13 protein-coding genes are annotated in these 13,073 nt (G+C 64.2%); 7 read left to right on the top strand and 6 right to left on the bottom strand.

Annotated features, from left to right (window positions below; translation table 11 throughout):
- Positions 1–42: 42 nt before the first annotated feature.
- Both JJB99_RS35910 and JJB99_RS35915 read left to right on the top strand, forming a co-directional pair.
- Positions 43–453 (top strand): VOC family protein, encoded by a 411-nt coding sequence (locus JJB99_RS35910; protein ID WP_200496798.1) that lies wholly within the window; start codon positions 43–45, stop codon positions 451–453.
- A gap of 232 nt (positions 454–685) precedes the next feature.
- Positions 686–2,266 (top strand): AMP-binding protein, encoded by a 1,581-nt coding sequence (locus tag JJB99_RS35915; RefSeq protein ID WP_200496799.1) that lies wholly within the window; start codon positions 686–688, stop codon positions 2,264–2,266.
- A gap of 63 nt (positions 2,267–2,329) precedes the next feature.
- On the opposite strand, the gene JJB99_RS35920 is transcribed toward JJB99_RS35915, so the two are convergent.
- The 3 genes from JJB99_RS35920 to JJB99_RS35930 form a co-directional block, all read right to left on the bottom strand.
- A complete protein-coding gene (locus JJB99_RS35920) occupies positions 2,330–3,424 on the bottom strand; it encodes an HD domain-containing protein (RefSeq protein ID WP_200496800.1) in 1,095 nt (364 codons plus the stop codon).
- Between the two features lie 401 nt (positions 3,425–3,825).
- Positions 3,826–6,108, bottom strand: a complete 2,283-nt coding sequence (locus JJB99_RS35925; RefSeq protein ID WP_200496801.1) for a xanthine dehydrogenase family protein molybdopterin-binding subunit — start codon at positions 6,106–6,108, stop codon at positions 3,826–3,828.
- Positions 6,105–6,596 (bottom strand): (2Fe-2S)-binding protein, encoded by a 492-nt coding sequence (locus JJB99_RS35930; protein WP_200496802.1) that lies wholly within the window; start codon positions 6,594–6,596, stop codon positions 6,105–6,107. The genes JJB99_RS35925 and JJB99_RS35930 overlap by 4 nt, the downstream gene beginning before the upstream one ends.
- A gap of 496 nt (positions 6,597–7,092) precedes the next feature.
- Between JJB99_RS35930 and JJB99_RS35935 the strand changes: the two genes are divergently transcribed.
- The 4 genes from JJB99_RS35935 to JJB99_RS35950 all read left to right on the top strand — a co-directional run bounded on the left by JJB99_RS35935 (position 7,093) and on the right by JJB99_RS35950 (position 9,699).
- Positions 7,093–7,857 carry an alpha/beta fold hydrolase gene (locus JJB99_RS35935; protein WP_200496803.1) on the top strand — a complete coding sequence of 255 codons (765 nt, stop codon included), beginning with the start codon at positions 7,093–7,095 and terminating at the stop codon, positions 7,855–7,857.
- 22 nt (positions 7,858–7,879) lie between these two features.
- Positions 7,880–8,221: a hypothetical protein gene (locus JJB99_RS35940; RefSeq protein ID WP_200496804.1), complete on the top strand. Its 342-nt coding sequence runs from the start codon at positions 7,880–7,882 to the stop codon at positions 8,219–8,221.
- Between the two features lie 176 nt (positions 8,222–8,397).
- The gene (locus tag JJB99_RS35945) at positions 8,398–9,072 is read left to right on the top strand and encodes a dienelactone hydrolase family protein (protein WP_200496805.1); all 675 of its coding nucleotides are present in this window, start codon (positions 8,398–8,400) and stop codon (positions 9,070–9,072) included.
- Between the two features lie 144 nt (positions 9,073–9,216).
- Positions 9,217–9,699 carry a hypothetical protein gene (locus JJB99_RS35950; protein ID WP_200500447.1) on the top strand — a complete coding sequence of 161 codons (483 nt, stop codon included), beginning with the start codon at positions 9,217–9,219 and terminating at the stop codon, positions 9,697–9,699.
- Position 9,700: 1 nt separating this feature from the next.
- On the opposite strand, the gene JJB99_RS35955 is transcribed toward JJB99_RS35950, so the two are convergent.
- The 3 genes from JJB99_RS35955 to JJB99_RS35965 all read right to left on the bottom strand — a co-directional run bounded on the left by JJB99_RS35955 (position 9,701) and on the right by JJB99_RS35965 (position 11,141).
- The gene (locus tag JJB99_RS35955) at positions 9,701–10,447 is read right to left on the bottom strand and encodes a polysaccharide biosynthesis/export family protein (RefSeq protein ID WP_200496806.1); all 747 of its coding nucleotides are present in this window, start codon (positions 10,445–10,447) and stop codon (positions 9,701–9,703) included.
- Positions 10,448–10,665: 218 nt separating this feature from the next.
- Positions 10,666–10,794, bottom strand: a complete 129-nt coding sequence (locus JJB99_RS36855) for a peptide-methionine (S)-S-oxide reductase (RefSeq protein WP_200496807.1) — start codon at positions 10,792–10,794, stop codon at positions 10,666–10,668.
- 29 nt (positions 10,795–10,823) lie between these two features.
- Positions 10,824–11,141 (bottom strand): hypothetical protein, encoded by a 318-nt coding sequence (locus tag JJB99_RS35965; protein WP_027563964.1) that lies wholly within the window; start codon positions 11,139–11,141, stop codon positions 10,824–10,826.
- Between the two features lie 377 nt (positions 11,142–11,518).
- On the opposite strand from JJB99_RS35965, the gene rpsT reads away from it, so the two are divergent.
- Entirely contained in the window at positions 11,519–11,785 is a 267-nt protein-coding gene (gene rpsT / locus JJB99_RS35970; protein WP_027549990.1) for a 30S ribosomal protein S20, read from the top strand.
- Positions 11,786–13,073: the final 1,288 nt, after the last annotated feature.

The raw sequence follows: 13,073 nt of genomic DNA on the forward strand, positions 1-13,073 counted from the left end.
CGCGGAAAGTGCGGGGGGCGCACCAGGACGAAAGGATAAGGCATGACGGTCAGGGTTCACGCACTCGATCATCTCGTGATCAACGTCGCCGACGTCGCTGTGACCGCCGAGTGGTACCGCAGGATTCTCGGCATGGAAGTCAAGGTGTTCGACCCCGGCGGCGGCAAAGCGCCGCGGACGTCGTTGCAATTCGGTAACCAGAAGATCAACGTCCGTCCGCGCGATACCGACAAGGTGGAGTGGTTCACCGCGGACCAGACGACCGCCGGCAGCGAGGATCTGTGCTTCCTGACCTCGGCGACGCCAGACGAGGTGGTGGCGCATCTGCAGGCCCATGGCGTCGCGATCGAGGAAGGGCCTGGCCCGAGGCAGGGCGCGCGCGGCACGCTGCGCTCGGTCTATTGCCGGGATCCCGACGGCAGCCTGATCGAGATTTCGTCGTACGAAGATTGAGGCGGTCGGACCTTCAGCTGCCACCCCCAAACACCGTCATTGCGAGCAGCTCTTGCGACGAAGCAATCCAGACTACCTCGGCGGAGACAGTCTGGATTGCTTCGCTGCGCTCGCAATGACGGGGAGAGCGCGCTACACCCTCCCCGATTTGCTCGCCGCGCCATCCGGTGGCAGAAAGACGCAATAATCCAGAGGCGGCCGCACGCAAGATGCAGGCGCACGGGGAGGAGCCATGCCAATTCAGCAAACCGCCACCGGAATCGTAGGACCGTTCGACGGGCTCGACGTGCCCTGGCTCTTGAGGATGCGTGCGGAGACACGCCATGATCATCCATTCCTGATCTGGGCGCCGTTCGACGCGCCACCGCGGCGCTGGAGCTATGGCGAGTTTCATGAGCGGGTCGGTGCGCTCGCGGCCGGGCTCGCCAAGCGCGGCGTCAAGCCCGGCGAATACGTGCTCATTCATCTCGACAATTGCATCGAGGCGCTGCTGGCCTGGTTTGCCTGTGTCGAGCTCGGCGCCATCGCTGTGACCACCAACACCCGTTCGGCGCCGGCCGAGATCGAATATTTTGCCGGTCATTGCGGCGCGGTGGCTGCGATCACGCAGCCGGCCTATGCCGACGTGGTCGCGCAGAACTGCCGCAACATCCGCTGGATGGCGGTGACCTCGCATGATGCCGACGCGGCGCCTGCGCAAGCGGTCTCACGCGGCGACAGTTTTGAATCCCTGTTCGCTGACAGCGCCGATCGCCCGAAGCGCGCGACCGATCCGCGCGCGCCGTGCAGCGTGCAGTACACCTCGGGCACGACATCGCGGCCGAAGGCGGTGCTGTGGACCCACGCCAACGCGCTGTGGGGCGCGAAGATCAACGCCGCGCATGAGGACCTGCATGCGAGCGATGTGCACCAGACCTATCTGCCGCTGTTCCACACCAATGCGCTGGCCTACTCCATGCTGGCGACGCTGTGGGTCGGAGCGACTTGCGTGATCCAGCCGCGCTTCTCCGCGAGCCGGTTCTGGCGCGTTGCGCGCGAGCATGGCTCGACCTGGACCTCGACCATTCCGTTCTGCATGAAGGCGCTGCTCGAGCAGGAGATTCCTGGAGATCACAAATTCCGCCTGTGGGGCACCGCCGTCAACGAGCCGCCGCCCTTTGCCGCCTTCGGCGTCAAGATCATCGGCTGGTGGGGCATGACCGAGACGATCACTCACGGCATCATCGGCGAGGTCGACCAGCCCAACATCCCGATGTCGATCGGCCGCGCCGCGCCTGAATATCAGATCAGGATCACCGACGATGACGGCCGGCCGACCGCGGTCGGCGACACCGGCAATCTCGCGATCAAGGGCATCCCCGGCCTGTCGCTGTTCGCCGAATATTTGCACAACGATAAGGCGACGCGCGAGAGCTTTGACGAGCACGGCTTCTTCCTCACCGGCGACCGGGTCGAGCGGCTGGAAGGTGGCTTCATCAAGTTCGGCGACCGCGCCAAGGACATGCTGAAGGTCGGCGGCGAGAACGTCGCGGCTTCCGAGATCGAGCAGGTGATCGCGATGGTGCCGGGCGTGCGCGAGGCCGCGGTGGTGGCGAAGAAGCATCCGATGCTGGACGAGGTGCCGGTGGTCTTCATCATCCCGCAGGGCGGTGTGGCGGGTGCTGCACCCGATCTGCATGACCGCGTGATGGAGGCCTGCCGCAAAGGACTTGCGGATTTCAAGGTGCCGCGCGAGGTCAGGCTGATCGACGACATGCCGCGCTCGACACTGGAGAAGGTGGCGAAGGCGGAGCTCAGGAAGATGGTGGGATGACTTACCCTCCCCCTGCAGGGGACGGTAAGTACGTCGCGCGCCTCTACAATTACAACAACGGCTTCAGAACGACCCCAGCGCCACGGGGCGGAAGGCCTGCAGCAGCTGCTGGTCGAGCTTGCCGCCCATGCCTTCCATCATCGCGAATGCGCGCGAGTGGGTGAAGGGCATGCGGTAGGCGCGCTTTTCCACCAGCGCGGCGTAGATGTCGACGATCGTCGTCAGACGCACGATGTCGCTGATCTGGTTCGACGACAGGCCGTTGGGATAGCCTGAGCCGTCGAGGAATTCGTGGTGATGCAGGATCACGTCGAGCATCTCCGGCGGGAAGCCGCCTTGAGCTGCGAGCGCGTCATAGCCCCGGCGCGGATGCTGGCGGACCTCGGCCATCTCCTCGTCGGTGAGCTTGCCGGGCTTGTCGAGCAGGTGGGACGGAACGAAAGCCTTGCCGACATCGTGCAGCAAAGCGGCGCGGGTCAGGCGGCGCTGGTCATCCTCGCGCATGCCGAGATGCTGGGCGAAGGAGACCGCAAAGCCGGTGACGAACAGGCAGTGGCGATAGCTTCCGACATGGTGGCAGCCGACGGTGGTGAGCCATTCGCGCAAGGACGAGTGCTTGATCGCCTTCAAGATCTTGCTCTCGGCGGCGATGACGTCGTCGAAGGTCAGGGGCGCGCCGAGCGGCAGCTTCTCGAACATTTTCTTCAGCACCCCATGCGCCGCCTCGACGCCGCGGTTGAGCGTCTTGCCGCGATCGGTCGCGTCATAGGCCGCCGTATCGGGGAATGCGGCGCGGATGCGCTGGAGAATGTCCTCGGGCTGAAGCGGGCGCGAGATGGTGTCGGTGGCCCCCAACGCCCAGGCCTGCATGGTGCCGTGGTGCAGGGCATCGGCCAGCACGAACAGCCGCGGCATCGAACGATAGGCATCGCCGCGCAGCTTGTTGCGCACCCGCTGCACGCTCTCGGGCGAGCGCAGATTGATGTCGACGACGAGACCGGACAGGTCGCGCGACGGCTGCTCCGGAATGGCCTCGGTCGAGACCGTCGAGACATCGCCGACCGCCTTCAGGATGCTGACGAGCTCGGTGCTCCCGTCGCTCCGGTCGGAGGCGAGCAGAAGCCGGCGTTTGGCGGCGGATTTGGCTGAGGCGGTCATGGCTTCCCCAAAGCACGGGACTGGATTTGGGTTCAGCCTAACCGGATCAGGTTCTCCGGCCCTTAAGAGGCGTGCTCAATGGAACCCTGCGGGGCTGAGTGCAATTTTACGGGTTTGGGGTTCCCGCGGACGGTTCCAGTCAAAATGGCGAAAACAACCCCATGCACAGTAGGCGAGGCATTGATGACAAGGGGGAATTTCGAAGCCCGCCCACCGCTGTCATCGTCCGCGAAGGCGGGCGATCCAGTACGCCGAGACGGCGCGGCTGCAGCCGGAAGGCCGCGGCGTACTGGATGCCCCGCTTTCGCGGGGCATGACACCGAGATGGTGGAGAAGGCCTCAAAACAAATCCGCCGGAGGTTGGCCTCCGGCGGATCGTATCAAGCGGCCCTCAACCCGCCTTACGCCTTCATCGCGCCCTTCACGGCCTCGGCCGTGATCGGCAGCGCCCGGACGCGGGCGCCGGAGGCATTGAAGATGGCGTTGCCGATCGCGGGCGCCACCACCGTCACCGCGGGCTCGCCGACGCCGGTGGCCTTTTCGCCATTGGCGATCACGGCGACCGCGACCTCGGGCACCTGGCTCATGCGCAGGGGCGTGTAGCTGTCGAAATTGGTCTGCTCGATGCCACCGTCCTTGAGCGTTGCCTTCTCGTACAGCGCCAGCGACAGGCCCCACAGCGCCGCACCCTCGACCTGGGCGCGGATGTTGTCGGGATGCACTTGCGTGCCGACATCGGTTGCGACCGTGAGCTTCTTCACGGTCACCTCGCCCGACGGCGCCACCGCGACATGAGCAACGCACGCCGTCCAGCTCGCCGTTGCGCGTTCCTGCGATGAGACGCAGGCCACGCCCATGCCCTCGCCTTTCGGCAATTGCTTGGTGCCGTAGCCTGACAGGCCCATCGCGGCGAGCAGCGTGTTGCGCAAGCGCTGCGCGCCGCCGTCGTTCTTGCCCTTGCCGTCGAGCAGCGCGATGCGGAATTGCGCGGGGTCCTTGCCGGTCGCAGCCGCGATCTCGTCGATCATGCTTTCGACCGCCCAGAACGTCCAGCCCGGCGCCACCGAGCGAAGCTGCCCGGACGGCGTCGCATTGTGCGCGAGCTCGTTCTTGATCGCGCGCACATGATGGTTGGGTACGGTGTAGAAGAAGTCGGCGCCGTTCACCGTGAAGGAATCGAGCGGCCCCTTCTTGTCGACCGAGGGCGTGAGGAAGTCAGGGATTCCCCAGCGCGCGGTCGGCCAGGCCGAGACCACGTCGTGGCTGAGCGCGACCAGCTTGCCGTCGCCGTCCACGCCGGCCTTGACTTTTTGATAGGTGAGCGGACGCGAGAAATCCATCGTCATGTCGTTCTCACGCGTGTAGATCACCTTCACCGGCTTGCCCACGGCCTTCGCCGCCTGCACCGCGGGCACCATCATGTCGGCATCGAGCCTGCGGCCGAAACCGCCGCCGAGCCACATCTGGTGCATGACCACGAATTTCGGATCGATCCCGGCGGCGCCCGCCGCAATCGCGCCGGAGCGCGTCGCGAATTGGTTGCCGGAATAGATGTGCAGGATATCGCCCTTGAACTCCGCGGTGGCGTTCATCGGCTCCATCGGCGCGTGGATGTTGATGCTGGTGGTGTACTCGGCTTCCAGCACCTTTGCGGCCGAACCGAACGCCGCATTGGGATCGCCGTCCTTGACGAAGAACTGGCCGGAATCCTCCAGCTTCTGCAGCCGCATGGCTTCATCGAGCAGCGACTGGCTCGACAGCTTTGCGTTGGGACCGCCGTCATAGGCGATCTTCAGCGCCTGCGCCGCCTTCTTGGCGTTGGCATAGGTGCTGGCAACCGCAACGACCCAGCCCGATGTCGTGCCGGTCTTGTCGTCGAGGGTGACGGCCTTGATGAAGCCCGGCACTTTCTTTGCAGCCGAGTCGTCGACCGATTTCACCGTGGCGCCGAAGCGCACCGGCGGCGTCACCACCGCGCCATAGGCCATGCCCGGCAGCATCACGTCGATGCCGTATTTGGCCGTGCCGTTGGTCTTGGACGGAATGTCGAGCTGCGGCACCGACACGCCGATCATGGCGTACTGATCCGGCGTCTTCAGCTTGATCGCCTTCAGCTCGTCCGGCGTGAAGGTCTTGGTCGCCTTGCCGCTCTTGACGACATCGGCGAACGACATCTGCTTCTTCGACTTCGGATGCACGATCATGGAATCGCGCACCACGAGCTCCGACGCCGGCACGCCCATCGCGGCGGCCGCGCCTTCCGTCAACGCCATCCGTCCGGCGGCGCCAGCCCGGCTCATCGCATCGAAGTTCATCATGGTCGACCAGCTGCCGCCGGTGATCTGCGCCCCGAGCACGGGATCGTTGAACTTCGGATCATTGGAGGCGAGGTTGACCCGCATGTCGCTCCATTTCGCGCCCAGCTCCTCGCAGACGATCTGCGCCATGGTGGAGGCGATGTGCTGGCCCATATCGGCCTTGCCGCAGGTCACGGTGACGAGACCATCGGGCGCGATCGCGTACCAGACGCTCGGTTCGAAGCTCGAAGGCGCAGCCAGCGCTTCACCGATGCCGGGCACGCCGGCATAGCCGAGCACGAGACCGCTCGCGGCGGTGCCGACCAGGAAGGAGCGACGGCTGAGATCGGTCGCCTCGGCGCCGATGGTTTTCACGTGCTTATTCATGTGGGCCTCCGTTCGGTGGAGGTGGCGGAGGCGGTGCGCATCTCGGATGCCGCGCGCATGATCGCCTTCTGGATCCGCGAATAGGTCATGCAGCGGCAGAGATTGCCGTCCATATGCGCCACGACCTCTTCCTTGGTCGGATTGGAATTCTTCGCCAGCAGCGACGCCGCCTGCATGATCTGCCCGGACTGGCAGTAGCCGCATTGCGGCACCTGCTCGGCGATCCACGCCTTCTGCAGGGGGTGATCGCCCTTGGCGGAAAGGCCTTCGATGGTGGTGATCTTCTTGCCGGCGACATCGCCGATCATGGTCTGGCACGAGCGCACGGCTTCGCCGTTGACGTGCACGGTGCAGGCGCCGCACAGCCCGGCACCGCAGCCAAACTTGGTGCCGGTCATCTGCAATTGTTCGCGGATGGCCCAGAGGAGCGGCGTGTCGTTCGCCGCATCCACGGACAGACTCCGCCCGTTGATGGTGAGAGTTGGCATAGGCGTCTTCCCCTGCCGGTGCATGAAGCCGCTTACGACGGCAACACTTGAATGGCGGACGCCCACCGGGCTGGCGCCTGCCTTGAACGCAAGCATGATCGCGTTCGCGCGCGGAGGCAATTGCAATTTGGAATCGATCGAAGAAAGCGCCGCGGCGGCATGTTGTGCGTTGCGAGAACGGGGCGGATGCAGCGAGTGGACGCAACAAGCAGCGCATCCAGACATGAGTGCCAACGCGTTCGGGCAGTTTCTTCGAAGTAACTTGGCACGCTAGAATGCTGCCGCAAGCGACCCTTACCCTCCCTGGAGGGAGGGTCGATCGCGCGCAGCGCGAGCGGGATGGGGTGATCTCTCCGCGAGAAACACCGTTCGAGATGGAGAGACTGTCACCCCACCCCGTCTCACATTTCGCTGCGCTCAATGTGAGCCGACCCTCCCCCTCCAGGGAGGGTGAAGTACTGAGATCGCGGCTAGAGAAAAAGAAAGGGCGGAAACAATGCCGAAGATCGATCGGGACGGCGTCGGAATCTATTACGAAGTTCATGGCGACGGGCCGCCGCTGCTGCTGACCCACGGCTATTCCTCGACTTCGGTGATGTGGCATGGCCAGGTCGATGCATTCGCGAAAGACCACAAGCTGATCCTGTGGGACATGCGCGGCCACGGCCAGTCCGATTATCCGGACGATCCCAAGGCCTATAGCGAGGCGCTGACCGTCGGCGACATCGCGGCGATCCTCGACGCCATCGGCGCCGAGCGCGCCATCATCGGCGGGCTCTCGCTCGGTGGCTACATGTCGCTCGCGTTCTACCGCGCCCATCCAACACGCACACGAGCGTTGTTGATCATCGACACCGGACCGGGATTCAAGAAGGACGATGCGCGCGAGGCCTGGAACGCGCGGGCGCTCGGCACCGCCGACAAGCTCGATCAGGAAGGACTCGCCGTGCTGCAATCGGCGACGCGCGAGCGCGCCAGCGCCAGCCACCGCAACGCCAAAGGCCTCGCGCTCGCCGCGCGCGGCATGCTGACCCAGCGCGATGCCCGCGTGATCGAGCTGTTGCCCGACATCAAGGTGCCCAGCCTGATCGTGGTCGGCGCCGACGACACGCCGTTCCTCGCCGCGTCCGACTACATGGCCGCAAAAATCCCCGGCGCACAAAAGGTCGTGATCCCCGCGGCCGGCCACGCCGTCAACATCGATCAGCCCAAGGCTTTTGTTGACGCGGTGATGCCTTTCCTGAAGAACTTGCCGGGATAGGACGATCGGACAAGGACGGGCCATGAAGCGGGCAATGTTGGCTGCGGGTGCAGTGTTGCTATCGATGTCAGCGCCAGCGCAGGCCGAACCCTTCGGCGGCACGCCGCCGCGCCGGCCCTTCGTTGAAACCCTGTCGAACAACACACCGCTCGCCTTCGGCATGGACGCCGGGCAAACCGCGCGCGCGCTCGGGCAACCCCTACAGTATGTGCGGGGGCGTCCCGGCAATGAGATCTACCTCGCACTGCGCAACATCGGCGGCAGCCGCCTGATCCCCTACCGCCATCGCCTGTTCCTGCAATTCCGTCACGGACGGCTGGCAGGATGGAAGGAGGATTACGGCGAGAACTGGATGTGGGAGTGAGGGCGGAAGTGCGACTGTCTCCCTTATCCTGAGGAGCTTGCGCCGCAAGCGTCTCGAAGGATGAAGGCTCCGCTGCTGCATCTCGGCCTTTGCATCCTTCCAGACGCGCGCAAGGGCGCGCACCTCAGGATGAGGGGAGAGAGTGGATTGACGACCAACCAAGAAGGACAACCCGCGTGGGACAGGACATCAAGCTGACGGCCTCCGACAATTTCCGGCTCGGCGCCTATCGCGCCGATCCGGCCGGCGCACCGAAGGGCGCGGTGGTGGTGATCCAGGAGATCTTTGGGGTCAATCACCACATCCGCTCGGTGTGCGACCGGCTCGCCAGCGAGGGTTATGTTGCGATCGCGCCGTCGATCTTCGATCGGACCGCGCCGGGCTTCCAGTCGGGCTACACGCCGAACGAAATCGCCGAGGCGCGAAAATTCGTCGCCAGTCCCGACTGGGAGGCGATGCTGCGCGACACCCAGGCCGCGATCGATGCCGTAAGGAGTGTCGGGCCGGTCGGCATCATCGGCTTCTGCCTCGGCGGCAGCATCGCCTTTCTCGCGGCGACGCGGCTGTCGGGCCTCAAGGCCGCGATCGGCTATTACGGCGGCGCCATCGTCCGCTTTGCCGACGAGACACCGAAAGTGCCGACGCAGCTGCATTTCGGTGAGAAGGATGCCGGCATTCCCCTCAGCGACGTCGAGACCATCAAGGCGAAGCGGCCGGATGTCGAGGTGTTCGTCTATCCTGGCGCGCAGCACGGTTTTCATTGCGACGAGCGGCCGAGCTACGACAAGGCCAGCTCGGAGATTGCCTGGCCGCGCAGCATGGCATTTTTCGCCAAGCATCTGCAGACGTAGCGCGCGAGTCTCCCCTTTCCTCATTTCGGGATGCGCCGCGAAGCGGTGCAGGCCCGGAATGACGGAAACAGGAATCGGGTGGCTGCATCCTGCCGCCCGGCGATAGAGCTGGCCGATCAAGCCAAGTCACGCCGGGAGAGCGTCATGCAGCAGGCCAATACGAACATCGTCATCCGCAACCCGTTCGGCACCATGGACGTCCCGGCGCCCGGCGATTCCGAAGTCATGCACTATGCCATAACGGCCGCGCTGGCCGGCGACGTTGCGGACAGCAATGCGACGCCTTGGGCATCCATCCCGGCGCTGTCCGATCCGCTCGACGGCACCTGGGCGAGCCGCTGGAACGGCGGCGCCGATCCGACCATTCCCGGCGATACGCCGGAGACCTGGAAACAAGGTCGTGCGGAGGTCCGTGTCGCAGGCGGGCGGATCTATCTGCGATTCGATTGGGACGGCGGCCGCAGGCACGGACTGATCGATGCAGCGCGAGAGAGCGGCAATCACTTGGTCGGGAAGTACATCAACTTGACCAACCCGGCGATCATGCGCCCGTGGATCGGCCTCGTGGTCGATGCGGCACGCATCGACGGATGTTTTCCGAATGGGCGGCTGGACTTTCGGCGGTGAACTAGAACCAGCGCTCGCCGACGAACACGGTGTCGCCCGGCGCGAGCGGCGTGCCGAGCGGGACGACGGCGCGCATTGCGCCGCCGGCATCGGTGTGCGTGACGGTGACGACATCGCGCTTGGCGCGCGGCGAGAAGCCGCCGGCGATGGCGACGGCGCTTTCGACCGTCATGTTCGGCACATACGGATACTGGCCAGGCGCGGAGACTTCGCCGAGAATGAAGAACGGGCGATAAGTATCGATCTCGACGGCGACCGAAGGCTCGCGGATGTAGCCGTTACGCAGGCGCGCGGCGATCTCGCCGGCAAGGCCTGCGGTGGTGCGGCCGCGTGCGGGCACCGCGCCGATCAGCGGCATGGTGATGGAGCCGCCGGCATCGATGGCGTAGCTGTTGGTGAGACCTTCCTGGCCGTAGACCACGACGCGCAGCTTGTCGCCGGCGTCGAGGTGGTAGGAGGCGTCATAGCGGACCGGCGCCATCGGCGCGGCATAGCCGACCGGCATCGGCACAGGCGAGGCGGCAAACGAATTGCTGAGCGCGGCGATGGCGCCGCCGCCGCTGTTGGCGACGACGACCGGCTGCGGTGCGCTGTAGGGCTGGCCATAGGCCATGGTATCGAGATCGGCACGCGGCTGCACGTAGGCGACGGGACCTGTGGTCTGCATGCAGCCGCCCAGGGCCAGCGCGGCGGACGCTGTCAGGGACGCTGCCAAGATCGACCATCGAAACGCGCGTGCAACCGGCACCGGACCTATCCCTCGAAACGAGACAGCTCCAGTGATGCACTGGTTATGGTTAATAAAGCGTTGAGCGGCGGTGACGGTGCCACCCTCCCCTGGAGGGGAAGGGTCGGCTCATATCGAGCGCAGCGAGATATGAGACGGGGTGGGGTGGATCTCTCCACTCGGGCACTGTTGGAGGTGGAGGGACCGTCACCCCACCCCGCTTCGCATTGCGCTTCGCTTCATGCGAAGCGACCCTCCCCCTCCAGAGGAGGGTAAGAGACACCCTCGTTCGCGGCTGGCTTCTGCGCATCGGAGTAAGTGTAGACCGTGCTGCGGTACTGCGTGCCGATGTCGTTGCTCTGGCGCATGCGCCGCGCTCAGTCGGGGAATTGAAAGTTCAATCCCGCGAGTACCCGATCAGCGGCTTCCGCGGCCGGAACAGGATCATCAGCAGGATGCCCAAAATGCCGAGCACGGCGAAGACCGGCTGGTCCAGCACCAGGCGGATCACCGAGGTCCAAAGCCAGGGCGCCTTGGCTTCGACCCAGGTCCGGAATGCGGACTGGCTGGCCTGATTGATGTCGTTCCAGAATTGGCCGAAGCGGGTGAAGCGCAGGGTCTGGTCGGCCACCCAGCGGGCGCCGTCATAGACCATGAAGATGAACCCGCCGGCGAGCAGCAACAGCCCAATCAGTCGGAAAAAGCCGCGGATCATGCCTCACCCCAGATGATCGTCCGATCGGACGACCCGTATAATGCCAGCCAGCCAATAGCCAAGCGACGGCAGAAATTCAACCTCTTCAGGGCGTTACGGCGAGCCTCAGAGCGCCCAGGGGATGGTTTTCCAGCCCTGGAAAGCGTTGACGGTGCCACAGACCCTCTCTATAAGGGCGCCAACTGGCGGTGGGCGCAATCCTGCCGCCGCTGTTCTTTGAGCAATTGCAGGCCCCTTGAGCGCAGAGCTCGTCGAGGCCTCATGTTCCGGGAACGGCCCAGCAACCGAACACCCTAAATCCGAGCGTCGATTCCGCGGTCAAGCAGCCGGCGCTACCCGACCAAGACGCGACCGGTACCGCAAAGGATATTGAGACCATGGCCAATACCACCTCCGCCAAGAAAGCGACGCGCAAGATCGCCCGTCGCACCGCCGTCAACAAGTCGCGCCGCACCCAGATGCGCGGCGCCGTTCGCACCGTCGAGGAAGCCATCAAGACCGGCGACCGTGCCGCGGCCGTGAAGGCGCTGGCGAATGCCGAGCCCGCTTTGATGCGCGCTGCCCAGCGCAACATCATTCACAAGAACAACGCCAGCCGCAAAGTCTCGCGCCTCACCGCGCAGATCGCCAAGCTCGCCAAGTAAACCGGTGCAGCTTTCCCTGGTCGATCCATTCGACCGGTTGAAGCGACAGCGCGCGCGTCACATCAGCCCGGCCTCGTGCCGGGCTTTTCGTTGGCTGTCACAATTCACGCAAGCGGTCGCTCGACAGACAATCGCTGTTGCAATCGGTGTTGCACTCGCTGTTGGAAGACTCGCCTCCACCGCACCATGATGCGTCCCGTAGTTCTAGCTGCGGGTGTTTTTGCAACAGTGGAAACTCTCAGTGCGGTGCGAAAAATCCTTGCGAGGCGGGGCTAACTCGCATTTCCACGCGTGCGAGTTCTGCACACCGTAATTTCACCGGGACGCTTCGCGCGATGGAGTTACCCTGTGAAACGAGACTCAAAAAACGATGTCTCGCTAATCACTTATCGACATAGCATCAACAAGCATTTGGAAAATTCGCGCACACGGCACGCGCGTGACGCTTTTGTAAAAATTTTTTGGCGATGGCCGAGAATTGTCACATGACGCTCCGCGCTTTCGAATCTGTGCACGAATCCAAAAACTTGCTTCGAAGCCTGTGAACAAGTCCGCGCGGCGTTAACGCTGGTCAAGTTTTTTGATGCCTCAAGTGTGAATCAATTTCGTTGCGAGTCTTTCCGCTTAGTGTATTCCTTAAGTCGTCAGCGGCGCCCACGATCTTGAGACCAGCGCGGTATCGGAAAACGGGGCGAGCGTGCAAATCGGCGGCGATGTGCACGTTGGCGACGCTTCAACAAGCGATTGGCGGTTCAAACCCATAGCAATATGGGAACGGTAGCTCTTTGTCTGAATGTCTCCAAGCGGGATCTTTCGCATCCCGCTCGCGCCAGGCGCAAATGAGAGACGTCGCGAAGCTACCCCGACGCGCAAGGTGAGCGAAGTCGAGCGGACGAACAGGACAGACGGGCAGGGCATCCGTGACGGAATTACCGGAGCGGTTGTCGTCAGGACACGCAGGACCTTGCCGTGAGCAATCACGGCAGGACGGGGAGGTATCATGTCTTACGGACTCAACGCGGTATTGAAACACGTTTCCCACTTCAGCGATGCCGTTCTAGATCAGTCCGACCTCCACCCTCCCGCCTGTGACGAGGCGCCGAGTACGCGCTGACCTCGCGATCCCTCCATCTCTGACATCGCTGATCTGACCTGCGGCGCTCGCGCCGGACGGTCGAGCTTTGCCTGCAGATGGACTCGCTCGAGGTCGCGCCACGCCAGGGATCCGGGCAGGCCCCTGCATGGCGCCCACAACGCAACCTTATCTCTCAAGAGAAGTTTTTTGACG

The sequence above is a fragment of the Bradyrhizobium diazoefficiens genome, assembly GCF_016616235.1.
GTDB lineage: Bacteria > Pseudomonadota > Alphaproteobacteria > Rhizobiales > Xanthobacteraceae > Bradyrhizobium > Bradyrhizobium diazoefficiens_H.